At 55.6% G+C, this 26,982-nt stretch carries 23 protein-coding genes and 3 pseudogenes; 11 read left to right on the top strand and 15 right to left on the bottom strand.

Translation table 11 applies throughout. The features are described from left to right. Positions 1-890: 890 nt before the first annotated feature. On the top strand, positions 891-1,310 hold the full coding sequence (locus V7730_RS15110; protein ID WP_335748432.1) for a hypothetical protein: 420 nt from the start codon (positions 891-893) through the stop codon (positions 1,308-1,310). Positions 1,311-1,653: 343 nt separating this feature from the next. After that, positions 1,654-2,861, top strand: a pseudogene (locus V7730_RS15115) (IS3 family transposase). Between the two features lie 208 nt (positions 2,862-3,069). Here the strand turns inward: V7730_RS15115 and V7730_RS15120 are convergent. The 9 genes from V7730_RS15120 to V7730_RS15160 all read right to left on the bottom strand — a co-directional run bounded on the left by V7730_RS15120 (position 3,070) and on the right by V7730_RS15160 (position 11,359). Further along, positions 3,070-4,014: a glutathione S-transferase family protein gene (locus V7730_RS15120; protein WP_335748433.1), complete on the bottom strand. Its 945-nt coding sequence runs from the start codon at positions 4,012-4,014 to the stop codon at positions 3,070-3,072. Between the two features lie 26 nt (positions 4,015-4,040). After that, positions 4,041-4,763 (bottom strand): HAD family hydrolase, encoded by a 723-nt coding sequence (locus V7730_RS15125; RefSeq protein WP_335748434.1) that lies wholly within the window; start codon positions 4,761-4,763, stop codon positions 4,041-4,043. 14 nt (positions 4,764-4,777) lie between these two features. Beyond that, positions 4,778-5,647: an NAD(P)-dependent oxidoreductase gene (locus V7730_RS15130; protein ID WP_335748435.1), complete on the bottom strand. Its 870-nt coding sequence runs from the start codon at positions 5,645-5,647 to the stop codon at positions 4,778-4,780. A gap of 17 nt (positions 5,648-5,664) precedes the next feature. Continuing rightward, positions 5,665-6,624, bottom strand: coding sequence for a 2-hydroxyacid dehydrogenase (locus tag V7730_RS15135; RefSeq protein ID WP_335748436.1), 960 nt, complete (start codon positions 6,622-6,624; stop codon positions 5,665-5,667). Beyond that, positions 6,621-6,815 carry a hypothetical protein gene (locus V7730_RS15140; RefSeq protein WP_335748437.1) on the bottom strand — a complete coding sequence of 65 codons (195 nt, stop codon included), beginning with the start codon at positions 6,813-6,815 and terminating at the stop codon, positions 6,621-6,623. Before V7730_RS15140 ends, V7730_RS15135 begins: the two co-directional genes overlap by 4 nt. A 19-nt stretch (positions 6,816-6,834) precedes the next feature. Next, entirely contained in the window at positions 6,835-8,172 is a 1,338-nt protein-coding gene (locus V7730_RS15145) for an amidase (RefSeq protein ID WP_335748438.1), read from the bottom strand. Next, complete coding sequence (locus tag V7730_RS15150; RefSeq protein WP_335748439.1) at positions 8,169-9,536, bottom strand: TRAP transporter large permease; 1,368 nt, start codon at positions 9,534-9,536, stop codon at positions 8,169-8,171. The genes V7730_RS15145 and V7730_RS15150 overlap by 4 nt, the downstream gene beginning before the upstream one ends. Positions 9,537-9,566: 30 nt before the next feature. Then, complete coding sequence (locus V7730_RS15155; RefSeq protein WP_335748440.1) at positions 9,567-10,157, bottom strand: TRAP transporter small permease subunit; 591 nt, start codon at positions 10,155-10,157, stop codon at positions 9,567-9,569. A gap of 107 nt (positions 10,158-10,264) precedes the next feature. Further along, positions 10,265-11,359, bottom strand: coding sequence for a TRAP transporter substrate-binding protein (locus V7730_RS15160; protein WP_335748441.1), 1,095 nt, complete (start codon positions 11,357-11,359; stop codon positions 10,265-10,267). A gap of 556 nt (positions 11,360-11,915) precedes the next feature. Here V7730_RS15160 and V7730_RS15165 point away from each other — a divergent pair. Further along, positions 11,916-12,647 carry a GntR family transcriptional regulator gene (locus tag V7730_RS15165; RefSeq protein ID WP_335748442.1) on the top strand — a complete coding sequence of 244 codons (732 nt, stop codon included), beginning with the start codon at positions 11,916-11,918 and terminating at the stop codon, positions 12,645-12,647. Between the two features lie 128 nt (positions 12,648-12,775). After that, the gene (locus tag V7730_RS15170) at positions 12,776-13,354 is read left to right on the top strand and encodes a hemerythrin domain-containing protein (RefSeq protein ID WP_335748443.1); all 579 of its coding nucleotides are present in this window, start codon (positions 12,776-12,778) and stop codon (positions 13,352-13,354) included. Positions 13,355-13,406: 52 nt separating this feature from the next. Here V7730_RS15170 and V7730_RS15175 read toward each other — a convergent pair whose 3' ends face one another. The 3 genes and pseudogenes from V7730_RS15175 to V7730_RS15185 form a co-directional block, all read right to left on the bottom strand. Then, positions 13,407-14,552: an NADH:flavin oxidoreductase/NADH oxidase gene (locus V7730_RS15175; RefSeq protein WP_335748444.1), complete on the bottom strand. Its 1,146-nt coding sequence runs from the start codon at positions 14,550-14,552 to the stop codon at positions 13,407-13,409. Between the two features lie 19 nt (positions 14,553-14,571). Continuing rightward, positions 14,572-15,258: pseudogene (locus V7730_RS15180) on the bottom strand (zinc-binding dehydrogenase); the annotation flags it as partial. A 61-nt stretch (positions 15,259-15,319) separates the two neighbouring features. After that, positions 15,320-15,967 (bottom strand): GntR family transcriptional regulator, encoded by a 648-nt coding sequence (locus V7730_RS15185; protein WP_335748445.1) that lies wholly within the window; start codon positions 15,965-15,967, stop codon positions 15,320-15,322. A gap of 143 nt (positions 15,968-16,110) precedes the next feature. On the opposite strand from V7730_RS15185, the gene dctP reads away from it, so the two are divergent. The 5 genes from dctP (at position 16,111) to V7730_RS15210 (ending at position 21,798) form a co-directional block, all read left to right on the top strand. Continuing rightward, positions 16,111-17,097, top strand: coding sequence for a TRAP transporter substrate-binding protein DctP (gene dctP, locus V7730_RS15190; protein WP_335748446.1), 987 nt, complete (start codon positions 16,111-16,113; stop codon positions 17,095-17,097). 71 nt (positions 17,098-17,168) lie between these two features. Next, positions 17,169-17,717 carry a TRAP transporter small permease gene (locus tag V7730_RS15195; RefSeq protein WP_335748447.1) on the top strand — a complete coding sequence of 183 codons (549 nt, stop codon included), beginning with the start codon at positions 17,169-17,171 and terminating at the stop codon, positions 17,715-17,717. Continuing rightward, positions 17,717-19,033: a TRAP transporter large permease gene (locus V7730_RS15200; protein WP_335748448.1), complete on the top strand. Its 1,317-nt coding sequence runs from the start codon at positions 17,717-17,719 to the stop codon at positions 19,031-19,033. Before V7730_RS15195 ends, V7730_RS15200 begins: the two co-directional genes overlap by 1 nt. Before the next feature lie 54 nt (positions 19,034-19,087). Next, complete coding sequence (locus V7730_RS15205) at positions 19,088-20,269, top strand: malonyl-CoA decarboxylase (protein WP_335748449.1); 1,182 nt, start codon at positions 19,088-19,090, stop codon at positions 20,267-20,269. Between the two features lie 14 nt (positions 20,270-20,283). Further along, entirely contained in the window at positions 20,284-21,798 is a 1,515-nt protein-coding gene (locus V7730_RS15210) for a malonate--CoA ligase (protein ID WP_335748450.1), read from the top strand. 215 nt (positions 21,799-22,013) lie between these two features. Here the strand turns inward: V7730_RS15210 and V7730_RS15215 are convergent. Then, positions 22,014-22,501 (bottom strand): annotated as a pseudogene (locus V7730_RS15215) (tyrosine-type recombinase/integrase); the annotation flags it as partial. A gap of 277 nt (positions 22,502-22,778) precedes the next feature. Between V7730_RS15215 and V7730_RS15220 the strand changes: the two are divergent. Continuing rightward, on the top strand, positions 22,779-23,153 hold the full coding sequence (locus tag V7730_RS15220; RefSeq protein ID WP_335748451.1) for a hypothetical protein: 375 nt from the start codon (positions 22,779-22,781) through the stop codon (positions 23,151-23,153). A gap of 140 nt (positions 23,154-23,293) precedes the next feature. On the opposite strand, the gene trpA is transcribed toward V7730_RS15220, so the two are convergent. Then, positions 23,294-24,085 (bottom strand): tryptophan synthase subunit alpha, encoded by a 792-nt coding sequence (gene trpA, locus V7730_RS15225; RefSeq protein ID WP_335748452.1) that lies wholly within the window; start codon positions 24,083-24,085, stop codon positions 23,294-23,296. Between the two features lie 204 nt (positions 24,086-24,289). On the opposite strand from trpA, the gene ychF reads away from it, so the two are divergent. Next, positions 24,290-25,387, top strand: a complete 1,098-nt coding sequence (gene ychF / locus V7730_RS15230; RefSeq protein WP_335748453.1) for a redox-regulated ATPase YchF — start codon at positions 24,290-24,292, stop codon at positions 25,385-25,387. Here ychF and V7730_RS15235 read toward each other — a convergent pair. Further along, complete coding sequence (locus tag V7730_RS15235; protein ID WP_335748454.1) at positions 25,384-26,967, bottom strand: helix-turn-helix domain-containing protein; 1,584 nt, start codon at positions 26,965-26,967, stop codon at positions 25,384-25,386. The genes ychF and V7730_RS15235 overlap by 4 nt on opposite strands. Between the last annotated feature and the right edge of the window lie 15 nt (positions 26,968-26,982).

The following is a 26,982-nucleotide window of genomic DNA, read 5'->3' on the forward strand; positions in this document are numbered from 1 at the left end:
ACTCCCGCAGAGCGTTTCAATGCATGTGTTGCGTCGATCAGTTGAGACCGCCCCTGAAAACGGCCATTTGTTACGGGTACCATGAATGCCCGTAAGGGCCGTTCACGGCGACAACGGTGAGCGCCAAAATTCGACAGCACGATCAAACTCAGCCTTGAAAAATATAGTGGCTTCTGTCCCCGGAAAACTTCCGTGGAACACTCCAACGCGCTTTGCGCATTCGAAAAATCCAGGGGCGGGTAGGCCTCCTCTTGCCTTGCTGACCACCAGGGCAGCTATCAGTGGGCGACCGGCGGTGGCATCTTCTTCTATGAGGCGTTCGAGGGCCACAGTCAGCTGGTGGATCGTATTTGGTGGCGAGAGTCCAAGGGCCTTCGCGAGTGCCTGATACGTGATCGGTTGGGCGATCATAGCAAGATCACAAAGATGCTCCCTTATGCGTTGTGGCAACATTCTTAGAGGCCTTTCACAGGTTCTTGGATAGCTACGCGGTCCAGAGTATAGCTCTCCATCGGATCGTCTATACCCTGTGTTTATACGGTAGATCTCGGCTATGAAGATTGAAAGGTGTCCTGCAGCCTTCAGTGTCATCTATTCTCTATTTCAGCACGATTAGAGCGCAACTTCGACGCTTCATTTTGCAGAAATCTATGTGCTGCTCGTAAAAACGGATTTCGCGAAAAACGGTTCGGTCTGTCCCGCAAAGTCATGAGCCATAAGGCGATCAACGGATTTTGCAGTTCACGAATTTTTATGAATACAAATCATAATTTTAAGGGGCCAGGCTCCAATCGGAGAGCTGCCTTATGTTCGTTTGCGTTTTGGCTTTGGTGGCCTGTCACGAGACATGATCGGACTGCTCGGGGATATTCCTGAACCGAATTGCGCATGTGAAAACCATTGAAAGGATCGCATATATGTTCAAGGCAAAGACCCCTTTTGCCAACATCCGTTTTGCCCGTCGGCAAGCAGAATTGGACGCAGGTCTTCGGCAAGAGGAGCAGGTGCTGCCGTGGACCAGCATCCTACCTTCCAAAGACAAAACTCGGATGGCAAACTGCGCAATCAGTTATGTCGACCACATTCAGGCAAAAACGGGGAAGGAGCATCTTGATCGAACGCAGAAGGCGTTGATCAGGCCACTTATGACAGGTGTCACGATTTCACGCTTGCTCACGGAACATGATGCCGATGTCTTGGCGGCGACTCTTCATGATGAAATGCCTTGGCTCACCCCTGCGATGGAGCAAGTTTGGAATAGCCTGAGGCAGTTTGCGCGCGATGGACTGCCGGGATACCACCGCTTTTGATGGTAGGGCCATCAGGCATCGGGATATCCCACTTTGCGCGCCGGTTGGGGGAACTGCTCGAAGCTCCTATGACGATCTTAGAGGCCACCGGCGAACCCGTTTCATTTTCTTTGGTGGGGTCCCAGCAGGGGTGGAGTTCTGCAACGCCGGGGCGCTTGATGCAAACAATTCTGAAAGGCGGATGTGCCAGCCCGATTGTCGTTATCGATGAGATAGAGAAGGCTGGTGATGTTCAGACAACGTCAGGGACCAGATACGTACTCACCGATGCACTGCTGCCGTTGCTGGAGCCTCCCCCTTTGAAGTGGTCCGCCCCTATAATTAGGAAAGCGGAGGACCAATGATGGCCATCAAGAGACCCAAGCCCGAAGAGATTGTCTTGAAGTTACGGCAGATTGAAGTTCTGATGGGGCAAGGCATGCCTAGGATTGATGCGATCCGGCAGATCGGTGTCACTGAAGAAACCTATTACCGCTGGAAGAAGAAGTACGGCGGAATGCACTGCCCGGCAGGATTATGCGCAGCATGATCCCGAGAGGGGCACGGAACAACTAAAAGAAACTGAAGTGGCTGCAGAAAGAGAACGAGCGCCTAAGGCGTGCGGTTTCTGACCTGGCTCTGGATAAACTGATCCTGAAGGAAGCCGCATCGGGAAACTTCTGAGCCCCTCGCGTAGGCGCGCCTGCATCGAACATGTACGTAGTCAGTTCAAGGTTTCTTAGCGTCGTGTGTGCCGCGTGTTGGGGCAACATCGATCAACGCAGCGGCGGTTGCCACAGGGACGTGCTGACGAAGAACGCCTGATCGCGGATATGATTGAGCTGACGCGCCAGTGCGGCCGATATGCCTATCGCCGGGTTGCTGCCCTGTTGAGAGATGCTGGCTGGCAGGTGAATGACAAACGCCCCTTTCGTGCATGTAAACATGCACTGCCGGGCAACGGATGGGTCGTGCATCCGGCTGCGCCCTGAGTATCATAATCACGTCTGGTCGTATGACTTCGTACACCACCGGACGGAAGATGGCAGGGCGTTCAGGACACTCAAAATTTTGGATGAGCACGGCAGAGAATGCCCCCTCTCAGCGATGCCAGCATCGCCTGCCGGGCAGTGGGACGATCCACGTGAAACGAAAGCTCAATTCGACGGAGGTCATCGACGCCTTGACCGATCTGTTCATCCTGCGCGGCGTTCCTGCTTACATCAGGTCGGACAGCGGCCCAGAGTTCATTTCCTAGGCCGTCAGGGAATGGATCAAGGCGGTTGGGGCCAAGACGGCCTACATCGAGCCTGGGTCACCCCTCTCGGGACATCGCCATGCGATGCCCTGTCGGGCAGTGCATGGGAAAACGGATACTGCGAAAGTTTCAACGGGCGGATGCGAGATGAGTTGTTAAACGGTGAAATCTTCTTCTCGCTGCATGAGGCTCAAATCATCATCGAAAGATGGAGGACCCATTACAACACCAAACGACCACATACTGCTCTGGGCTATCACCCACTTGCGCCAGCGGCCATCGTAACGATGGACCAAAGGCCAATCATGCACTAACTTTCAAATTGGACCCCTCAAGTGGGGCTGCTCAGCGGCGAATTGTTTGTCCTTCGAGATGTCGATGGGATGGGCCGTATAGGGCACGACAATCTCTTCAAGGAGGGTTTATACCTTGCGGTCATTTGGTGTTGCCCAAGTATAGAGATAAATCATCGGTCAGATTTTTCGGCTTGGTCTGTCTCGTCCCGCGCTTTCGGCGTCGTTGTCATGCAATGTCTATCCGGTAACCGGATCGTGGAAAATGCACGCAAACCCTACCAACATCTTCAGCGCTACGGTCTATCACGACCGTTTCTGCATCGGCGTAGCGGAGTTTACCCGCGACCGGCTGTTCGCCACCGTTTACGTCAGGGGTGACAGTTACGGATTTCCCGACCGACAGCCCCTGCGGGTCATGGGCGGCCACGCCGGTCGGGGCAGTCGGCTCTGAACCCTTTGCGCGCGTTATGGCGTCTTGCCCGTCCATAGTGCTCTGCGTTCCGTGGCCGATAGCGCGGATGTTGTCTTCCCAGCGCTCAAGGTCTTTGAATTCGGACAAGAACGATGGACCCTCTGACCAGCGGCCCCGTAGAAACCAGACGACGTGATAGAATTGCGCATCTATTGCGGCGGGCTGGTCGCCCAGCAAGAATGCCCGCCCGTCAGACAATTGCGCGTTGAGCCATGAAAGCGGAGCGCGCATTTGGGACACGAGGTGGGGCAGGTCGACGTTTGCCTGTTCCAGCCCTGCAGCCCAGTCCTCCCCCAGATAGAGCCGCCCGCGATCGGCGGCGAAATCTTTGTCCAGACTATCGCCCGCAGCGCCCAGAACATGTCGCACCGTCTGGTCGAACAAAGTGCCGTCTGTCCACCGGCTGAGGCACCACATCAGCCCATGCTCGGATGTGGGCATAATGGTGGGCGCGGGGAAGCGCCGCTCAAGCTCGCGGATGATACATTGGCTATCGCAATAGATATCCGCCCCAATCTGCATCACTGGCGTGCGCCGATACCCGCCTGTGAGAGCTGTCAGCATCGGTTTGGGCGGCAGTCGCGGAATCTCGACGCTGCGCCATGCCAGTCCTTTGCTGCCAAAGACGACCCTGACTTTCTCGGCGACAGGGGATTGCGGGTAGGCGTGAAAAATCACCTCGGAGGAAGGATCGGACATCATGGGTTCCTAGTTAGCCTTGTTGGTCAGATATGTACATTCAGGTTGGCCGCCAGCGCCGGAAAACCATCTACGATGATGTCGTGAGACGCCGTTGGCTCGGGGTCGGGCGGGCCGCCTGTACCCCATTCTTGTGGACGCTTCACAAAGGCGGTCTTGTACCCACGGCTTTTGGCGGCATCGAGATCGAGGTTATGGCAAGCCACCATGCAGATTTGCGACGGTTCCAGTTGCAGAAAATGCGCCACCTTGTCATAGGCCTCTGGCAGCACTTTGTATTTCCCAATCGCTTCGCAAGAAAACACTGCATCCCACGACAGGCCATTGTGGCGGGCCGTATCCATGATGATGCGAAAGCTCAGGATCGTGAAGGATGCGCAGATGTATTTCTCGCGCAGCTTTGGCAACACGGGCGGGAAGTCCGGCCAGCAGTCGAAATTATGCGGTGCCTCAGAGGCAATCGCGTGGCGCTCCTTATCGCTGAATGCCTCAAGGCCATTCTCGACGATCACTTCTTCCAGCGCCATGCGGTGTGCGCCGTCAAAGTTATGAGCAGGGGGGGCGTCTTTTCCGAGGTTGACCATCTTGGTAAGGCTCTTGCGGCGTATCTCATTGGCCATATCATGCCAATTGCGGTCAATCCTGTGCGTGGCCCCTGCCGCAGCCAAAGCTGTTGAAAAACCGCTGTGCCAATCGAGGATCGTACCGCCAGTATCAAACGTAAGGGCGCGGATGTCGGATATGCTCATACTAAACCATGCGCTTATTCAATTTGAAGGCGCTTGAACAACGCGGATGTATCCCAACGTCCGCCACCCATCTTCTGCACATCTTTGTAAAACTGATCCACCAGCGCCGTTACCGGCAGGCTTGCGCCATTTTCATTGGCGGTATCCAGACAGATGCCCAAGTCCTTGCGCATCCAGTCCACGGCAAACCCGTGTTCGAAATGATCGGCCAACATTGTCTCATAGCGGTTTGACATCTGCCAGCTTCCGGCTGCACCTTGGCTGATCACTTCCACCACGGCGGCACCGTCAAGCCCCGCTTTAGAGGCAAAGTGCAGCGCTTCAGAGAGCCCCTGCACAAGTCCGGCAATGGCGATCTGGTTGCACATTTTTGTCATCTGGCCTGCGCCACTGTCGCCAATACGGCAGCACAGCTTGGCATAGACGCTCATCACCGGCTCGGCATTGTCATAATCTCTTTGGTCGCCGCCACACATGATGGACAGTTGGCCATTTTCGGCCCCTGCCTGACCGCCCGACACGGGCGCGTCGATAAAGGCGATGCCCTTGTCTTTTGCCGCTTGATAAAGCTCACGCGTCACAGCGGCAGAGACGGTTGTGTGATCGACGAATGCGCTGCCTTTGGCCATAGTTGCAAAGGCGCCATCAGGGCCAAGGCAGATGGCCCGCAGATCGTCATCATTTCCTACACAGGCCATCACCATATCGGCGCCGGATGCGGCAGCGGCAGGGGTTGCTGCTGTTTGTCCACCGTGCTGTGCCACCCATGCGTCAGTTTTAGTTGCCGTGCGGTTATAGACCGTGACGGTATGGCCCGCTGCAGCCAAGTGGCCGGCCATGGGATAGCCCATCACGCCAAGGCCCAGAAAAGCAAGTTTGGTCATCGATTTATCCAACAAGTCTAAAGAAGGTCACGCGGGGGATTGCCCGCAAAGAAGGCGTCGAGATTGTCGAGCGCGCGAAAGCCCATGGCGTCACGGGTCTGTCTTGTCGCACTACCGATATGGGGCAGCATGAAGACATTATCATAGGCCGCAAAGGCAGGGTTTCCGCCGGGCTCAACCTTGAAGCAATCAAGGCCCGCCGCTGCAATCTGGCCCGAATTAAGTGCTGCGATCAGCGCATCTTCGTCCACAAGGGCACCGCGTGCTGTGTTCACGATCACGGCGCCTTGGGGCATCAACGCCAGCCGTTCGGGGTTTATCAAATCAACAGTCTCGGGCGTGGCGGGGCAGTGCAAAGACAAGAAGTCAGAAACACCCAGCAGGCTTTCGACACTTTCGTGATATACTGCACCCTGCGCCTGATCTTCGGGCAGCTCAGAGCGGTTATAATAATGTATTTTCATATTGAACCCGCGTGCCTTGACCGCGAATGCGCGGCCCACGCGGCCCATACCGACGATGCCCAGACGTGCACCGGTGACCTGCTTGCCCACCATGAACGCGGGTGACCAGCTGTCCCATGCGCCAGTGCGCACGATCTTGTCTCCGGCAACCGCATGGCGCGCAGCGCCCAGCATCAGTAGCATCGCAAGCTCGGCCGTGGCATCGGACAGCACATCAGGCGTGTTGGTCACGGCAATGCCGCGCCCCTTGAGGGCAGGCAGGTCGCAATGGTCTACACCAACAGAATGGTTGGCAACGATTTTGAGACGGTCCGTGAACTGCGCCACAACATTGGCGCTGAAATGCTCGGAGTGGCACGGAATGATCGCGTCAAATTCGGCGCTGGCCGCTATGAGTTGTTCGGCAGTGCCGGGGTGGTCTTCTTGGTTGATCACCACGTCATAATCGCGGGCGGCCCGCTCCAGTGTGGCATCAGACAGACGGCGCGTGATCCACAGACGTGGTTTGCTCATTTCTTGCGGACGCATTCGTCAAAGAAATCATAGACGGCCATACCACATACTACGATGGCGATGATCATGAAGGGCGCCCCCCCTTTGAAACCTGCAAAACCGCTTGAAATACTTTGGGATAATCCACCGATAAAGAGGCACAGGAGTGCAGTGCCGATAAGCCCTGCGATGAGTTTTACGCGATATGACATATTACTGTCCTTTCAATTATTACGACGCCTCGGCCAGTTGCAGTTGCAGCCACCGCGCCGTGCGCAACAGGCGGTTGTCTTTCTCAGCGGGACCAATCAGCTGGACACCGATGGGCAGGCCCGTCTCGCCAACCAACAAGGGGAGCGTCACGCAAGGAAGCCCCGCCAGCGTCCAGAGCGTGCAGAAAATCGGATCGCCGGTGTTCGGGCCGAAAAGGGGCGCTTCACCAGCCGCGGAAGGGGCGATGATCGCGTCGTATTCGGTAAAGAAGTCGCGGAAGAACGCCTCGGCAGAGGCTTTCACCGCAAGTGCATCCTCATATTCGGCGCGCGTGATCTTGCGCCCTCTCTCGATCACGGGTTTCAGCGTATCGCTGATCTGGTCCCAGTGCCCCAAGAAAACATCCGCCTGCTGGGCGCAAATCTCGTATTCGTGGATGCGAGCCTGAACGGCCACAAGGTTCGACAGCGTGTCGGCTGGCGCCATCCGCGTGACTTGTGGGCCGAGAATTTCTAGTACTGTATCCAAGCCTTCGCATGCAACGTCCGACAGACGGTCATTGAACGGCAAATCGAACCAAACAAGGGAGGGTGGCACAGGTGCATCTTGCGCGGCGCCTTGCGCCATTGGTGGTCGGGGGCGAGCAAAGCTCGTGCTGTCGCGCCCGTCATAGCCGCCGATAACATCCGTCAGCAGCGCCACATCGGCAAGGCTGCGACCAAAGCATCCAACCTGATCGAGCGAGTCCGAGGTGGCGAGAAGCCCTGTACGCGAGATCACGCCGCGCGAGGGTTTGAACCCGAAGGTGCCGCAGAAGGATGCCGGGCGGATGACCGACCCGTTCGTTTGTGTCCCGACAGCCAGCGGCACGTGATATGCGGCCACCGCGGCAGCAGAGCCGCTGGAAGACCCGCCGGGAGTATGGTCCGGATTATGCGGATTTCGCGTCTCGTTGGCATGGACAAAGGCAAGCTCGGTCGTGATCGTCTTGCCCATGATCACGGCCCCCGCTTGCCGCAAAAGCTCGACGAGGCGGGCATCTTGTTCGGTCTGGCGCCCCTTGAAAATCGGTGTGCCGCGCCCTGTGGGCATATCAGCCGTGTCGATGATGTCCTTGAGCCCCACAGGAATACCATGGAGTGGTCCCGTTGCCAGACCAGCCTTACGGATGCGGTCACATTCTTCAGCCTGCGCGATCACAGCGTTTGGGTCCAGATAGACCCATGCACGGATGGCATCATCTGTCGCCGTAATTTGCTCAAGGCAGGATTTGACCAACTCTACGGATGTGAGCTTGCCCGAGGCGAAGAGTGCCAACGCCTCGGATGCGGTGAGTTTATATGCATCTTTGATCATGGAATGTAGGGACCAAAGAGGTAGTCAGGGAACCACAACGCGATACCTGGGAAGGCATACATCAAGCACATCGTAAGGATCACAATCCCGAGGTACGGCATGATGCCACGGAAAATTTCCATCAGCTCGATCTGGTTTTTGAGCACCCCTTTTAGATAGTAAGCCGACATCGCCATGGGCGGCGTTAGGAAGGAAGTTTGCAGATTGAGCGCGATCAGCATGGCGAAGAAATACGGGTTCACACCGAATACTTCGAGCAGAGGCAAGAATATCGGGACAAAGATGATCAGAATCTCTGACCATTCCAGTGGCCAGCCGAGCAGAAAGATGATGACCTGCGCAAGGACAAGGAACTCCCATGGTTCAAGGTCCATGCCGCCGACCCAATGGGCGATCAGATCATGCCCGCCGAGATAGGAAAAGACGGAGGCAAAGGTCCATGAACCAACAAAGAGCCAGCACACCATCGCAGTGGCCTTTGCCGTGAGGAACACGCTTTCCTTTAGCTTGCCCCATGTCATCGAACGGTAGAGCACCGCCAGAACCATGCCCCCCAGAGCCCCCATTGCCGCCGCTTCCGCAGGGGTGGCAAGACCGCCAAGGATCGAGCCGAGAACCAGCGCAATCAGCACGGTTAGTGGAACAAAGCTCAGCAGTAGGTCGAGGTAAATTTCTTTTGGCGGGGGCACGTCCTCCATTGTGGGTTTGGGTGCCAGCGACGGATTAAACCAAACGCGGACAATCACATAGACGATATAGAGACCGGCCAGCAGCATGCCTGGGAATACCGCCGCCGCATAAAGGCGCAGAGGCGACAGATCCGCGATGGCGGCATAGACGATCAGCATGATCGACGGCGGGATCAGGATGCCCAGCGTCCCACCGGCACAAATCACACCCGCTGCGAAGCTCTTGTTATAGTTGGCATTGGCCATCGCCGGAAAGGCCAGCAAGCCCATCAGCGTCACAACCGCACCCACAATCCCCGAGGCCGTCGAAAAGACAGCACAGGTGACCAGAGCGGCAATCGCAAGGCTGCCCGGCAAATTCCGCGCGGCCATGTAGAGCGAGAAAAACAGCTTGTCCACGATATTGGCGCGTTCCACGACATAACCCATGAACAAGAACAGCGGGATCGCCACAAGGGTGGGGTTCTCCATCACGGAATAGGTGTTCTGGTTGACTAGGTAGAAGATGTTGTTGTTGAAAATATCGCTAAATTGCTCGACCGAGCCTGCCTGATGGTAGGCGTAATAGCCAAAGCCAACCCCCATCGCGAGCAGTGTAAAGGCAATCGGAAAACCAAGCAGAACAAGGACAATAAACAGTCCCAGCATGACCAAGGCGACTTCGGGATTTGACATCTTTTTATCTTTCGTGAAGCGCTTCGAGGCTTATTTGCGATTGGGGGCTGCAGCGAGGATCGTTTCCAGATCGGCAGCAGCAAGAAGGTCTTCGGTCTCTTTCACGTCGGCCAGACGCTCTGGCCAGACGCCACTGCGCATGGCCATGACACAGCGCACCAGCTCTGCGATGCCTTGGATCATCAGAAGGCCACCGGAGAGAGGAATGAGAGACTTGAAGAAGTAAACCTGGATGCTGGCGGGGCTGTTAAAGCTCACTTCCTTCCAGCGCCAGCTGTCCGAGGCGATCTCGTAGCCGTACCAGACAAGCGCGAGGATGCCCGGAAAAAAGAACAAGAAATAGAGCACGAAATCGAGGCCGGCCTGAACGCGCACTGGAAAGAGGCGGTAAATCACGTCGGCACGTACATGGGTATCTTGGGCCAGCGCGTAGGCACCGCACATCAAAAACAGCGCGCCATACATCTGGATCATCATATCGAAGGCCCAGACAGTGGGGGAGTTCAGGACATAGCGGACGAACACCTCATAGGCCACTGACAGCGTCAGGATCAGGATGCACCAGCCAAAGGCCCGCCCGACCCAGAGGCTAAGACCCTCGATTGCATATACGAATTTCATGTGTCTTGTGCTCCCGCAGTGATCTTTTGGACAGGTATCTCTTGTCCCAAGCGTGCGATGTCCGGAGGCCATATAACCCCCGGACATCTTGTTTTAGACTGGTATTATCAACCGAAGTAGTGGTTGTAGGCCAATTTGTAGTCAGGCTGGTTCAGGTTCAGATAGCCCATGACTTCTTTGGCGTACTTCTTCTGTGATTCCATAACCTTGGCAAAGAACGGATCATCTTTCGCGATGCGGTCGGCAACAGTGTCCCATGCAACCAGTTGTGCCTGCATGACGGACTCTGGTGTCCGGTGAACGGAAACACCGTCCTGCTCTTGCAGCTTGATCAGGTCGTCTGAATACCGCTTTGTATTGCCCCAATAGAAGCCTGAGTTTTCGGCCATGGATGCATTGCGGATGATCGCTTTGTGCTCATCAGACAGGGCGTTCCACTTGTCCTTGTTGATGGTCACCTCAAAACACTCTTGCGACTGGTGGTAGGACGCAAGCATGTAGTCCTTGGAGACATCCTGCATACCGAAATCACGGTCAGATGTCGGGTTGTTGAACTCCGCGGCGTCGATCAGGCCGGATTTCATAGCAGGCTGGATTTCACCACCGGGCAACTGAACAACAGACATGCCCATTTCGAGCATAACATCTGCGGCCAGACCAACGGTCCGGTACTTGAGGCCCTGCATCTGAGATGCATCGGTGATCTGCTGCTGGAACCAGCCAAGGGGCTGCGCAGGCATCGGCGAGTTGAAGAAGGATACAACGTTCAGGCGCAATTCAGCCATCAACTCGTCAAACAGTTCCTGACCGCCGCCTGCGTGGATCCAGCCCAGCATTTCCTGGCTTGACCAGCCAAAGCATGGGCCCGTGCCGAAGAGTGATGCGGATTTTGATTTACCGTACCAGTAGGCAGACACATAGTGGGCCGCGTCCAGAACGCCGCGGTGAACCGCGTCTTGCATCTGGCTGGTTTTGACAACAGCATCCACCGACAGAACTTCGATTGTCAGCGAGCCGCCCGACATTTCATTAACGCGGGCCGCAAAGGACTGCGCATTTTCCAAAAAGATACCGCCGCCCCAGGCTGCCTGCATCTTGAGTGTAACACCATGGGCATCTGCAATTGCAGGCGTGGCCAATGCTGCGGCACCGGCGACTGCCGAACCGCGCAGAAAATTTCTGCGGTTAAGTGATCTTGTCATAGTTCCTCCCAAGGAATTTGCGCTGTGACCGCCTGTAAGGGCCGACGCGCGCATCATTTTTTTCAGCAAAAGTCCCCCACGCTTCTCCATCAAAAGAGTCTCCTCCCGACTCTGTTGAAAGCACAGATTGCTTCGCCGAGCATTAATTTAGCGAGGAAGCAATTTATCACAAGGGTTACTTTTGCCATGCGTCGATTGTCATCGTTGGGCGACTGCGGGAATGCGAGAGACCAATTATTGTCTTGATTATCTGTCTAAGTGGGAATTAAGACATATTAGCCCTTGTTATGTATGAATTAAATCAGGGAATAGGCTGACTTGTGAGGTGTCCGTTCTATGCTCGACGGGCGGGAATTCGATGCGATTTTTTGAACCTTCGCGCCGCAGAAATTTTTTTTTGAGATCGCGATATTTGATTTGTGTATACATGCCCCTCATACTTTTGCGGGAATTGGGTCATAATTCTTCGTATCCCTTTTGATTCTCTGGAAAATGTATACAATCTGAGAATCGGTCGATGCAAAGTTACTTGGCCTTTCGAAAGCCGGAGTAGACAATGCCAAGCCAGAACCTCAGCCAATTGGACCGTGCACTTCTCGGTCTGCGCTCTCTTGTACTAAGCGGGGAGTATGAGGGCGGTCAGCGGCTGTCCGAGGTTGCGATGGCAAAACAGCTGGGCCTGTCCCGCACGCCTTTGAGGCAGGCGATGGACCGGTTGGTGGCGGAGGGCTTGTTAGAGCGGATCGAGACTGGCGGTTGCCGTGTTGCATCCTTCAGCAACGACGATATTTCCGACGCGATAGAGCTGCGCGGCGTGATGGAGGGGACAGCCGTACGGCTGGCTGCGGAGCGGGGGGTTGACCCGTCTTTGCTGGCGCAAGCCGCTGCTGTTCTGGATAGCATCGACGAAGCGCTTGGTGCTGCGGCTGAATTAGATTTTGACCGTTATGTCGTCGAGAATGCGCGGTTTCATGCGTTGCTCGCGCAATTTCCCAAAAGCCCCATCGTAGCACGCGAGATTGAGCGGATGAGCTTGCTGCCCTTCGCATCTCCGTCAGCGTTTTTGAGCGATCAGGCGATGATTCCCGACTTTCAGGTCTCGCTGGGCTATGCTCAACGTCAGCATCGCGCGATACTTGAAGCGATAGTGGCCCGCGAAGGCGCGCGGGCCGAGGCGCTGACCCGTGAACATGCGCGCCTTGCCTTGGCCAACTTCAGCTATTTGAGCAAGGCCCGCTCAAAACTCCCCCATTTTGTGTCCGGGCTGGCTTTGGTTGCATCCGAATAGAAGGGCCAGCCTTGTTCTGCTTCCAACAGACCTTCGCTGACATGTATGCTGGACCATGCCAATTGGTTGCGGCAAACGCGTTGTGACCTAAAAATAAAGTATCGTTTGAAAAAGACAGGAAGCCAGACATGGTCCAACCCCCGAATGGTGAAGCGCTTGGACTTGAACTGCGCACGGGTCTGCCAGATGCTTTGCGTGTTCTTCTTGAGGAGTATCCCCGTGGAGGGTGGGAGGCACATGCAGGGTATGACGGTCTGATCCGGTTCTGGCTGGAACGTCATATGATGTTCCGTCGCATGTTGGATCTCATGCAAAAACAGACGGAAGCGGCCCTTGACCGCACAGTCGCACTTGAGCAATTTCGCCAACAGATGGCACGGCTGGGGTCAACCTTTGTGCAAGAATTGCATGGCCATCATGGCATTGAGGATGCGCATTACTTCCCTGTTTTGAGCGGTAAGGACGCGCGCATCGCAAGGGCGTTCGAGCTTTTGGATCACGACCACCACGCACTTGATGGCCATCTCAGTGAATTTGTCGCATCTGCGAACAGGGCTTTGAACGCCCAAGATGCTGGTGATGCGGCAGTAGGGCCATTTCACGGCAATCTGCTGAACCTCGGAACGATTCTGGACTGTCATTTGATTGACGAGGAAGAGATCGTTGTGCCGGTCATTTTGAAATACGGGGCAGGTGGATTGGGCTAGATTCAGGATCCTGCCAATATCTGCACCGGATCAGGGAGCAATGTAGGCCTTTTTATTCCGGTTGATAAAAGTCAGAGGTCTTTTGACGACTGGCAAGCCACCAGCCAGACTGTTCCGGCCATCGTTCAAAAATTGTGTCATGACCCAATGCGGCAGCAGCATGGTGCGCCCACATGGGGTTTACCAGCGCTTCGCGCCCGATTGCGATCAAATCCGCACGGCCCTGCGCCAGGATATCTTCTGCTTGTTGTGGGTGGGTGATTAGCCCAACAGCCATCGTTGTCATCTGCGCCTCTGTACGCACCCTCTCCGCGTAGGGGACCTGAAATCCGGGCTGGCGCTTTTGCGCGTTGCCTGCCGTGGCCGATCCGCCAATCCCGCTTGAGGAGCAATCCATCACATCAATCCCAAACTGTTTGAGTGCGCGCGCAAGTGTGACGGTATCGTCCAGCGACCAACCCTCAGTCACGCCATCAACGGCTGATGTCCGGAAGAATAAGGGAAGCTCTTGAGGCCAGACATCACGCACCGCTTGGGTGATTTCCAGTACCAGCCGCATACGGCCCGCCAGATTGCCGCCGTAATCATCGGTCCTTTTGTTGGACATAGGCGACAGAAAGCTATGCAGCAGATAGCCATGCGCGCCGTGGATCTCAGCGATTTTATATCCGGCAGCCAACGCGCGTTGCGCAGCCGAGACAAAGTCGCCGATCAGCGTGGCAATCTGCGCATGTGACAGCGCTTCGGGAAGGGGCCACCCTTCTGCTACGGGCACTGCGGATGGACCAACCGCAGGCCAAGGCATGTCGCCGCGTTCAAAGTCATCCTCATTCAGCGGCCCGTTCCCGAACCATGGCCGTTGCATCCCGCTTTTGCGTCCTGCATGGGCCAGTTGAATCGCAGGTACCGCGCCATTTTGCAGGGCAAATTGTGCGGCCTTAGCATGGCCCACGATCTGGCTGTCGGCCCACAGACCGGGACAGCCATGGGTGATCCGACCCGATTTTTGCACGGCAGTAGCTTCGGTAAAGACGATTCCGGCGCCCCCTGTCGCAAAGCGGCCCAGATGCACCAGATGCCAATCGTCCAGATGACCGTCATGGGCCAAATATTGGTACATGGGTGAAATAACCACGCGGTTGCGCGTGTGGATGCCACGCAGAGCGATCGGTTGGAAAAGATGCGGTGCTGTGGTCATTGTGTGCCCTGCTGTTGTTAGATTCGAGGCTCGTCGAGCCTGTGGTTTGGCGCGCTTCCAGTGCTTTATGCGCTTTGACTACATCAGCCAAGGTGAACCGTTGCCCGATATTGATCTTTACGTCGCCCGACAGAACCTTATCTGCGAGATGCTTTGCAATACGCTGGCAGTTTTCATGATCCGCAATATGCATGAACGGCGTGGGCCGCGTCAGCCTGAGCGAGTCCTTTTTGCCTAGAGTGCCAAGGTCGAACGGCGGCACCGGACCGGATGCATTGCCAAAAGAGATCATCATCCCGAGGGATTTAAGGGAGTTCAGCGACCCCTCGAATGTGTCTTTGCCCACAGCGTCCATCACCACATCCACACCTTCGCCACCGGTGAGATCGCGCACTTGTGCGGCCTGCGTTACATGCGCCTGCGCATGTGCGCCGGAAAGGGTGGGAGACATAGGCTGCACGATCCCCGACTTTAAGATGGGTCGCGCCCTCATCGACAGCCTCGACGCGCCGACGGCTACCATGCCTATCGCGTGGGGCAATTCCATGGGGTAGAGGCCGGTGCTTTGGTAGGCATCAACAAAATTCTAATCGACGGTCTTATGCGCAATCCGAACCTCGCCCGCGGCAGGGGCGCCCACATCACGTTCCACCAGTTTGAATTGTTCGTGGCCACCATGGGATTCGATTATTGCGGTGAGTGCCATTTTTATTTTCTCTTTATTTGGCTGTGATTAACGGCCTCTTTTAAGAAAGTTGGGACGGGGATCAGGTTTTGAGGCTGGCCATCAACTGGTGAAATTTCTCACCCTGAACAGCGACATGTTTGCGCAGCGCCGCGGCCGCTTTCTCAGCATCGGCATTTTCCAGTGCAAATATAATCTCGGTATGTTCGGCCATGGACTGGTCCAGACGGCCCCGGAAGCGCAGCTGCATCTTGCGATAGGCGCGTAGCTTGTTTTGCAATTGTAGCGCCTGTTTTTCTAGATAGCTGTTGGCACTGCCGCGATAGATGATTTGGTGGAATATCTCGTTTTCTGCGTAGTAGAGGTCGGGGTCCTGATTCCGGATGGCTTGTTCACCCTTCTTATTGGCTTCTTTCAACTGCTTCAGGTCGGTATCGCTCATGCGTGTCGCAGCGAGCCTGCCGCAGGCGGCTTCAAGCTCAGCCATTGTCTCGAACATTTCCATCAACTCGACCGCACCAGGCTGGCGCACAAAAACACCACGCCGCGGGATTTGCTCTGCCATGCCGGTGGAAACAAGTACCTGTAACGCTTCGCGGATCGGTGTGCGGGAGACGCTGAACTGTTCTGCCAGCTTGAGCTCGTCCAATCGCTCACCATCCTGATAAGTGCCTGAAAAAACAAGCTGTTCCAATGCCTGTGCAATTTTGTAGGCTCGTCTGGTTTCCATGGTTTCTAACTGGCTCTTTGCGGTTTGTGAATGCGTGGTTTGAAATATTGTATACAATAAATTTTACTTGGAATGCAAGATATGGATAAAATCAAACGGCAGAATTAGGGCTTGAGACCCTGATCGCACCTAGGGAGGAAGCTATGAAAACGAAATTCTTAACGACAGTGGCCGTATTGGCCGGCCTGACATTTGGCGCAGCAGCGCACGCCGAGACGCTCCGGTTGTCGCACCAGTGGTCGGCCACGGATGTGCGCAACAAGGTGGCCCAAATGATCGCGGACGATGTGGCGGCGGCGGATGTTGATCTGGAAATCCAGATTTTCGGGTCGTCTTCATTGTTCAAGGCGCGTGAGCAATATCGCCCGCTCAGCCGTGGCCAGCTTGATATGACGGTTCTGCCGTTGAGCTATGCGGGTGGGCAGCAGCCTGCGTTCAACCTCACGCTGATGCCGGGACTGGTCAAGAACCACGATCACGCAGCGCGCCTGAGCGAGTCGCCCTTCATGGCGGCGCTTGAAGAGGAAATGGCGGATGATGATGTGATGGTGCTGGTGCACGGCTATCTTGCGGGCGGTTTTGTCGGCAAGGACAAGTGCATTACCGCGCCTGAAGATGTTGCCGGTTTGCAGATCCGCGCTGCGGGCAAATCCTTTGAGCAGATGTTGGCAGGGGCAGGGGCCTCTATCGCGTCAATGGCGTCTTCGGAACTCTACAATGCAATCCAGATCGGTGTTCTGACCGCAGCGAACACATCGTCTTCGTCCTTCGTGTCCTACCGTATCTACGAGCAGGTGAGCTGCTATACCCCTGCGGGTGATGTGGCGCTTTGGTTTATGTATCAGCCTGTGCTGATGAACAAAGCAAAGTTCGAAAGCCTGACGGCGGAGCAGCAGGCAGCCTTGCTTGCGGCCTCTGCAAAGGCTGAAGTCTTCTATCTCGAAGAGGCCAAGAAGGAAGACGCCGCATCCGAGCAGGTGTTCCGCGATGCGGGCGTCGAGATTGCCCAGATGTCGGTCGAGGATTTTTCAGCATGGCGCGCCCTCGCACAGGAAACCTCCTATAAATCCTTTGTAGAAGAAGTACCGGATGGTCAGGCATTGCTTGATATGGCCTTTGCCGTCGACTGATCCACGCAGAAAAGGGCCGCTGATGTGCGGCCCTTTTACGACCCATTCCTAACACCCAAAGGAGACCTGCAATGGCTGGTCAAAGTGCTGTCGCCGCAGCGCAGACGGGGAATAATCCGTTTTTGCGCTTTGTGGCTGCTCTCTCAACTCTTGCAGGCTGGTGCTCTGCTGCGATGATTGTGGCTGCGGTGGTCATCACCTGCCAGATGATCTTTATCCGTTTTGTGATGAACGGATCTACGGTCTGGCAAACCGAAGCGGTGATCTATCTGGCTATTGGGTCAACCCTTGTGGGGCTGCCTTATGTGCAAAGGCTGCGCGGTCATGTGAATGTCGATCTTATTCCTTTGGCGCTCGCGCCGCGTGCGCGATACGTTATGGCGATTTTTACCTTGTCTCTGTCCATAGCCATGGTTGCGATCATGCTGTGGTACGGTTTCGAATTCTGGCATCTGGCTTGGGAGCGAAACTGGAAGTCGGACACCATTTGGGGCGTGCGCTTGTGGATACCTTATGCCGCGCTGCCAATCGGTTTCGCGCTGTTCCTGCTCCAACTGATCGGTGATCTGGTCGCGATTATCCTGAAAATTGAAAAGCCGTTCGGCTTGGAGGAGACGTAGTGGATCCGCTCACGCTTGGCGCGATTGTTGCCTTTACTACCATCATCGTTTTGTTCTCCGGCGTCTCGGTTGCCCTTGGGCTGCTGATTGTGTCTACTGGATTCCTGATGATCTTTGACGACATGCGCTCGCTTGAGCTGTTGCCGGAAATTTTGTTCGGCAAATTGGACAATTTTGCGCTGCTGTCGATTCCGATGTTCATTATCATGGGGTCATCTATCGCCTCTACGCGCGCAGGTGCGGACCTGTATGAAGCGCTCGAGCGGTGGCTGACACGTGTACCGGGCGGGCTTGTGATCTCCAACCTCGGGGCCTGCGCGTTGTTTGCCGCGATGTCCGGCTCCAGCCCTGCAACCTGTGCTGCGATTGGCAAAATGGGTATCCCCGAGATGCGCAAGCGCGGCTACCCCGACGGTGTGGCTGCAGGTTCAATCGCGGCGGGCGGTACATTGGGCATTTTGATCCCACCGTCTGTGACGATGATTGTTTACGGCATCGCCACCGAGACCTCGATTGGTCGGCTGTTCCTTGCAGGGGTCATTCCGGGCTTTCTGCTTGTCACCCTTTTCATGGCGTGGTCGCTCTATTCCACGTGGAAATCCGGCAATCGTGAGCTGCTGGCGAGTGTCAGCTATACTTGGAAGGAAAAATTCGAAATCCTGCCCCGCGTCGTCCCGTTTCTTCTGATTATCATGGGTGTGCTCTATGCCATGTATGGCGGTGTAGCGACGCCTTCGGAAACTGCCGCAGTAGGTGCTCTGCTTTGCCTGGTCATTGCGATGGTGATCTACAAGCTCTGGGACCCGCGCGACCTCTGGGTTGTCCTGCGTGACAGCACCAAGGAAAGCGTAATGATCCTGTTTATCATCGCCGCTGCGGGTGTCTTTTCCTACATGCTTTCAAGCCTCTATATTACCCAATCCATTGCTAACTGGATTGGAACGCTGGATGTAAATCCTTGGGTGCTGATGGGGTTTGTGAACGTATTCCTGTTAATTGCCGGTTTCTTTCTGCCCCCGGTTGCTGTGATTTTGATGGCAGCGCCGATCTTGCTGCCCATTATTGTCACAGCCGGTTTTGACCCGATCTGGTTCGCAGTGATCCTGACGATCAACATGGAAATCGGTCTGATTTCACCGCCTGTGGGCCTGAACCTTTATGTCATCAACGGTATTGCGCCTGACATATCGTTGCGGACCATTCTGGTGGGGTCGCTGCCTTATGTGGGCTGCATGGTATTGGCAATCATCCTGCTGTGCATCTTTCCGGGTCTTGCGACATGGCTGCCTGATACGGTGATGGGGCAAGCAAGATGAGTTTTTTTCGAGGGCTTAATCTCAACAGTATTCGAGCGGCGCTACCGCGGGGCGTTGACCGACGGTGCTGTGGGGCGCAAGACCACCGAACTGGCGCAGGAATTGCTGGGAACCCATGGAGAGGTGTCGGGTGGCACGCTGGCCAAGCTGATACTGGATCGCTACGTCGGCATGGAGGATGAGGAAAAACGCGCCTTCTTTGGCTTCATGACGCATGGGCTGGAGATTGATCCGCAGGCTGTCACAAGCGCGCTGCAAGCCTACCACGAGACGCCGTCAAAGCGCAGTTACCGCGCCTTTGTTGCCGCCTGTGAGCCGAAACGACAAGAGTTGATCCGCAGGCTCAACCAGATACCCGGCGGGACAGCGCAACTGGTGGCTATGCGGCAGGATTTGCTGTCCTTCCTGCCCGAACATCCCGACCTTGAGCCGCTGGATGTGGATTTTCATCACTTGTTTTCATCGTGGTTCAATCGCGGTTTTCTTGAATTGCGCCCGATCAACTGGGCCAGCCCGGCAGTGACGCTGGAAAAGATCATTGCCTATGAGGCCGTGCATGCCATTGGCAGTTGGGCCGATCTTCGCAGCAGGCTGCAACCAAGTGACAGGCGCTGCTTTGGCTTTTTTCATCCCGCAATGGCGGGCGAGCCGTTGATTTTTGTTGAGGTGGCCCTGACGAAAGGCATTCCCTCGTCTATTCAGGACTTGCTCGTTGACGGTCGCGAAGCGATGGAGGCGGACACGGCAGACACTGCCGTCTTCTATTCCATCTCCAACTGTCAGGCCGGTCTTGCGGGTATTTCATTCGGCAACTCTCTGATCAAACAAGTCGCCGCGGATCTGTCTACCGAACTGCCCGAGCTCAAGAACTTTGTCACACTGTCACCCATTCCGGGGCTGAACAAATGGCTGCACGCATCGCCCTTTGCACGGGATATTGCTGGCAGGGAACAGGCATTGGCCGCGCATTACCTTCTGGAGGCCAAGCGCGCGGATGGCATGCCCCTTGACCCCGTAGCCCGCTTTCATCTTGGCAACGGGGCGATCATGCATGCCGTGCATGCAACGGCGGACCTCTCTGAAAACGGTCTGGCCCAGTCGAACGGTGCGATGGTCAACTATCTGTATGACCTCACCCAAATCACCGCAAACCACGAGCAATTCATCACCCATAAGACCATCGCCGCGTCGCGCTCCGTGCGGGGCCTTAGTGCTACGATTGTTTCAGAAACTTGAGGGAGTAACGCACGGTGGCAAATCCGCTTTTTGATACGCTGTTCGGACAACATCACGGCAGCGAGGCCGTCTTTTTGCAATTGGCAGACGGCCAAACGGTTTCCTACGATGCTTTCCTGAAAATGGCGGCGCAGTACGCGGCGCAACTCACCGATTTCGGGTTAGTGGCGGGTGACCGTGTGGCGGTCCAGATCGCGAAGTCTCCACAAGCCTTAGCTGTTTACGCCGCCTGCGCCCAAGCGGGTCTGGTATTTCTGCCGCTGAATACTGCCTATACTGCGGATGAGGTCTCGTACTTCATTGAAAACAGTGGCGCTGGTGCTTTGCTTTGCTACGATACAAAGGTTGCGCATTTGCGGCCTGTCGCTGAGTCCTGTGGGGCGCGGATCGAAACGCTAAACGCAGATGGGTCGGGCTCCTTCAGCGCATTGGCCAAAGAGCAACCTGACCAGTTCGACACAGTCGCCCGGAGCGCAGAAGATCTGGCCGCGTTTCTATATACGTCGGGAACAACAGGTCGGTCTAAAGGGGCGATGCTGACGCAAGGAAACCTGCTATCAAACGCGCAGGCTTTGAAGGCGGAATGGCGTTTCACCGCCGAGGACGTCTTGTTGCATGCCTTGCCGATATTTCACACGCACGGCCTGTTTGTCGCCACGAACATCACCTTGCTTGCAGGGGGGCAGATGATCTTTTTGCCGAGCTTCAAGCTGGATGAGGTCATCGCGCAACTGCCCATGGCGACAACGATGATGGGCGTGCCAACATTCTATACCCGCCTTTTGGGCGACGCGAGGTTCACCAAATCACTTGTCGCGCATGTGCGCCTGTTTGTCTCTGGCAGCGCACCGTTGCTGGCAGAAACACATATCCAGTTTGAACAGCGCACCGGCTGCCGTATTCTCGAACGCTACGGCATGACAGAAACCAATATGAACACCTCAAATCCCTATGAGGGCGAGCGGAGGGCCGGGACAGTTGGATTCCCCTTGCCGGGCACCGAGATCAAGATCATCGATAGCATTAGTGGGGCGCCGCTGCCACAAGGTGAGATAGGCGAGATCGAAGTGCGCGGCCCGAATGTGTTCAAAGGCTATTGGCAGATGCCCGAGAAAACTGCGCAGGAATTGCGGTCTGACGGATTTTTTCTCACCGGCGATCTGGGCCGCATTGATCCCGATGGCTATTTGCACATTGTAGGTCGTAACAAGGACCTCATTATTTCGGGCGGATACAACATTTATCCAAAAGAGATTGAATTGCTTCTGGACGTTGAAGAACATGTTTTGGAAAGTGCTGTGATAGGTGTGCCGCATCCCGATTTCGGCGAAACGGTTGTGGGTATCCTTGTAGCAGACGGAACAGGGGAGCCCGATCTTGGCGCGATCCAGTCCAACATGGCCAAATCACTGGCGCGTTTCAAACATCCCCAACGGTTGTTTGTCCTTCCGGAACTCCCGAGGAACACGATGGGCAAAGTTCAGAAAATGGCCTTGCGTGCGCAGTTTCAAGATTTGTTCTCAAAATAGAGAATTAACCTGCTCAGCATAATTTTGATTGGTCGAGCGTCTTCTGTACTTAATCATTGGAACAGTAATTGGCAGCATATTCGAGCAACATAAATTTACATCAGATAGACCTTGGGTCGGCGGGCAATGTCTTCTTTGTGAAAGCTGCATCGCAGCGTGAGTTGACCTGTAGAATGGCAGCTTGTGCCGTTCTTGTCGAACGGCCCAACCGTTGAGATATCAATGGCTTCTGCGGTAGCCAGAGCATCTTCAAGTTCGACACCCAAGTATCTGACGGTGCTGTCCATCTTTGTATGCCCCAACAGGAGTTGAACTGCCCGCAAGTTGCCCGTCTTCTTGTAAATCTGGGTGACCTTTGTGCGCCGCATTGAATGGGTGCCATAGGCGGTCACTTCCAAGCCAATCGACGAGACCCAGTCTCGCACAATTCTTGCATACTGATGTGTCAAGATGTGAGGGCGCTCGTGGAAACATCCAGGCCAGAGAAATTCGGACCCGAACATCAGCGGATCTTTCATCCACTTTGCGACCGACGCGCGCGTTCCTTGATCTGACCAGACGCCATCACATCCACGACCTGCAATCTAACGAGGTCACAACCGCGCAATTTTCTGTCGATGGCCATATTGAACATGGCGAGATCACGATGCTTCTCGGCCAGTTCGAGACACACCCGGATCGCCCAGACATGCTTTGGCTTCAAGGGAGATTTCTGACCGACAATTCGCCCTTTGTTCCAAGCTGGGCGAAGCGCGCGAATGGCCGGTAAGTTTGGTGTTTGCGTGGCAGTTCGTCGGATCCGCAATACCCTCCCACATCGACAACCCGATGTTGACACTGCACCATATCACCAAATGCTGTGCCGCATCCGAGGTCCAGTTCGAGCCCAATGCGACAGCATGGTCTGGACTTACAATTGACGAGACAAGTGCTCTCATGCACACTCCACGATCCACTCTTTTAGTCAGAATAGGAAGGTCATGCCAAGGCCGATCAAATGCACACGTCTCTTTTCTGATGAAAGTGGCGAAAGCCATTTTGAAGATACCGAGGTCGATATGTCCTCAATTCAATACGCGCCACCAGCACCTGCATTAGACATCTCCCAACCGACTGGCGCGACACATTTTTTCTGGTTTCGCTTCCCCAAAGACTGGCAGGATGCGGCGCACCCATCGCCACGTAGACAGCTGTTCGTTGTATTGGAAGGGGTGGTCGAAGGTTGGACAAGCACGGGCGACACCCGAACCTTTAAAGCAGGTGATCGCTTGCTCATGGAAGACCTTACCGGAAAAGGGCATGGTGCCCGACCACTTGATGGAGAGGCTTTGGCAGTTGTGATCGCTTTGGCGTAAACTTGCGCCGTCAAAATCGCTAACTCCGCATAGCTGACCTCTATTTAGGTCTCATGCCTGCTTAGGGGATGACTGACAGGCCAGCACGATAAATGACATGCTGTCACCACTCCGCAAAAGTGGCTCGCTCCAGTCTACTCTCAGGCTGAATGCGCGCCGTCGGCGAGGGCTTTCACAAATGCCAGCACATCTTCGGTGCTTTTGCCTGCTGCAATCTGGCTCACGATAGCGGAGCCTACAACCACGCCATCTGCCACTTCGGCAATAGTGCGGGATTTTTCGGGGGTGTTGACGCCAAAACCGACGACCACGGGCAGGCCCGTCGCTTCACGGATGCGCGCAACGGCTGGCGAAACATCGCCCGCGTCCGCCTCGGCGGCACCGGTGATGCCGGTGATGGAGACATAGTAAACAAAGCCTGAGGTGTTCTGCGCCACGCGCTTGAGACGGTTGTCGTCCGTGGTGGGCGTGGCAAGGCGGATGAAGTTCAGGCCCGCTTCCTGCGCGGGTAGGCACAGCTCGCTGTCTTCTTCGGGCGGCAGGTCCACCACGATCAGCCCGTCGATGCCGGCTGCATTTGCGGCTATCAGAAACGCGGGTACGCCCATGGAGTAGATCGGGTTGTAGTAGCCCATCAGCACGATTGGCGTTGTGTCGTCGTCCTTGCGAAACTCGGTTGCCAGTTGCAGCGTACGTTTGAGGGTCATGCCGCCTTCAAGCGCGCGTTGGCCTGCAAGCTGGATTGTTGGGCCATCGGCCATCGGATCGGTGAATGGCAAGCCAAGCTCAATGATGTCCACACCGGCGGAAGGCAGCCCGCGCACGATTTCCAAAGAGCGGTCAAAATCCGGATCACCGGCCATAACGTAAGAGACAAAAGCTTTCTTGCCCTTAGCCTTGAGGTCAGCGAATTTTGCGTCAATGCGGGTCATAACAGTGGCCTTTTTGAAGTGTTCATTTTGCAATGCCCAATTCAGGCGTGGAAATCAATGCGGAACGCAAGGGGCAGGGTGTGGAATTTCGCAAAATCTATAACTGGCAAATTCGGATTTCTGACACTTAGTCACATACGGCTTGCTCTTGCACAGCGCGCGCGCCTCCCCTAACACGGCGCAAACGCATAAGGGGATACTATCATGGGTTTCAAAATGGGTATCGTGGGTCTGCCGAACGTTGGCAAATCGACGCTTTTTAACGCGCTCACCCGCACGGCTGCCGCACAGGCCGCCAACTTCCCCTTTTGCACGATCGAGCCGAACGTGGGCGAGGTCGCCGTGCCGGACGCCCGCCTTGATAAATTGGCCGAGATCGCCAAGTCGAAATCGATCATTCCCACGCGCATGACCTTTGTGGATATCGCTGGCCTTGTCAAAGGTGCATCCAAAGGTGAAGGCTTGGGCAACCAGTTCCTTGCCAACATCCGCGAGACGGACGCAATTGCCCATGTGCTGCGCTGTTTTGAGGACGGTGACGTGACCCACGTTGAGGGGCGCGTTGACCCCGTCGCTGATGCCGAAACGATCGACACGGAACTGATGCTTGCTGATTTGGAAAGCATCGAGAAACGCCGCGCGGGTCTCGTGCGGAAGATCAAAGGCGGCGACAAAGATGCCGTGCAACAAGAACGCCTTCTGGCCGCCGCTCAGGCTGCTATCGAAGAGGGTAATCCTGCGCGTATGGTTTCGGTCGACGAGGATGACGCCAAAGTATGGCGCATGCTGCAACTGCTGACTACCAAGCCTGTGCTTTATGTCTGCAACGTCGGCGTTGATGACGCGGCCAAAGGCAACGCTTTGTCTGACGCCGTTGCAGTCATGGCTGCTGCTCAAGGCAACTCTGCCGTGGTCATCAGCGCTCAGATTGAAGAAGAGATCAGCCAGCTTGACGCCGAAGACGCGCAGATGTTCCTCGACGACATGAGCCTCGAAGAAGCAGGTCTCGACCGTCTGATCCGCGCCGGCTACGAGCTGCTGCACCTCGAAACCTACTTTACCGTAGGCCCCAAAGAAGCCCGCGCCTGGACCATCAAACAAGGCACCTCCGCGCCAAAAGCCGCAGGTGTCATCCACGGTGACTTCGAAAAAGGCTTCATCCGCGCCGAAACAATCGCCTATGACGATTTTGTCAGCTTGGGCGGCGAGGGCCCCGCGAAAGAAGCAGGTAAAATGCGCGCAGAGGGTAAGGCGTATACCGTCAAAGACGGCGACGTGCTGCACTTCTTGTTTAATAACTAGGCCGTTTGCGCCGCTTCGATCTTGGCCAACAATTCATCGTAGCGTTGCGTTTGATACTCGGACCCCTCCACAAAGATTGCCCGTGCTTGCGCCAGATAATTGCGTGCCTCAATCAGATGCGCGGGGTAGGGGGCCAGCGCAAAGCGGGCAACGGCCAGATCAGCGATGTTCCAGTGCAGGCGCGCCCATATGAAGGGGGCTTTGCTATTAAAATCGAGTCCTTCGCACGCGGCATAGCCATCTCGTGCAGCGTCAAAATGTGCCAGTTCGCCGGTAATCTCTCCGCGCCACTTCAGCGCAAGGGCGAGGTTGCTCTGTGTCGCTCCCCAATCAAGCGGGTCTTTTGGTAGGTCTTTTAGATTTAGTGCGGTTTTCAAAGCCTCCACGGCCTGTTGCAACGTTGCGTCGCATCTGGAGAGTTCGCCGAGGGCTTGAAGCGAAATTCCGAGATTGTTCCAAACGGCTTTTTTGGTCTCGTTTTTTTGCGCAATCAACACCGTCAAAGCAGCGCGACGAGCAGTAACAGAGTCCTGCACAATCGCTGCATCAGATGCGCGTGACCCAATCTCAAGCAGAACGCCGCCAAGTCCATCTTGTCGTGCCGCCCAGTTCACGGGATCTTTTTTCTTGTTGGTCTTTTCGATCGCGGCTGTGAAGGCCGATCTGGCGATGCGCAAGTGACTGTCCTTGGTCGAGCGGTACGCGAGGCGCAGGTGACCCCACCCCAATGCATGCAGCGCAATGGCTTCTAGCCGCTTTTTGCCTTTTGCTCGATCGTGGTAATTGGCTTTGGCAAGGGCCAGCGCAACAGCGAGTGCGAACATATCCCCAGCTTTATCACCCTGATTCCGCCAAGTATTTGCAAGTCTGTCCACCGCCCAAAACACGCCGCCGGGCGGGGCCTGCCGATACTGATCCGCAATCAGCTGTTTCGCCGCAAGATCGGGGCGATTGCGCAGGCGATCCTGGCTCAGTTGTTTTTTCAGATGGAGCGTTGCCACCTGATCAAGGCGGTCCTGTTCTTGGTCCAGAATACGGGCAGCCTCGTCAAAATTACCCTCATCGTTAAGCGTATCGACGTGCCGCATCAGGGCCGCAAACTGCGCATCCGCGTTGCCTGCAAGAGCGGCAATGTCGCGGTTGCTTGCCAATTCTTCCAAGGCCGCGCGAACACTAACATAGGCGGTCTCGCGGTCCTTGTGATCGCCTTCGGTAAACCGGTTGGCGAGTTGGATCAGCAGGTCATCGCTGGCGCCTTCGGTTGCCCCTTCACGGTGCAGGCGGTCAAATATTTGGTCCGCCTCCCGCTCGGCTTTCGTTTCACCGCTGTCGGCGGTTTCTTCGGCGTCCAGAAATTTTTCAAGCCAGCTTTCGTGAAGCTCCAGTAGTTTTGTGAAACGACCGACCGAGGTGAAGCCAAGCGCCTCTTTTTGCCCCTTCTCCACCTTCGAGATGATCGAGTTTCCGACCGGAGGTTCGAAGGCATCGCCCAACTGTTTCTGATTCCATCCCCGCTTGCCGCGCGCAAGTTTTACTGCGCGCCCGAAAGCCTTCAAAATATCTGGGTCAACTTTAGGCAACTTTGCTCAATTTCG

The sequence above is a fragment of the Sulfitobacter sp. genome (assembly GCF_036961165.1).
Classification (GTDB): Bacteria; Pseudomonadota; Alphaproteobacteria; order Rhodobacterales; family Rhodobacteraceae; genus Sulfitobacter.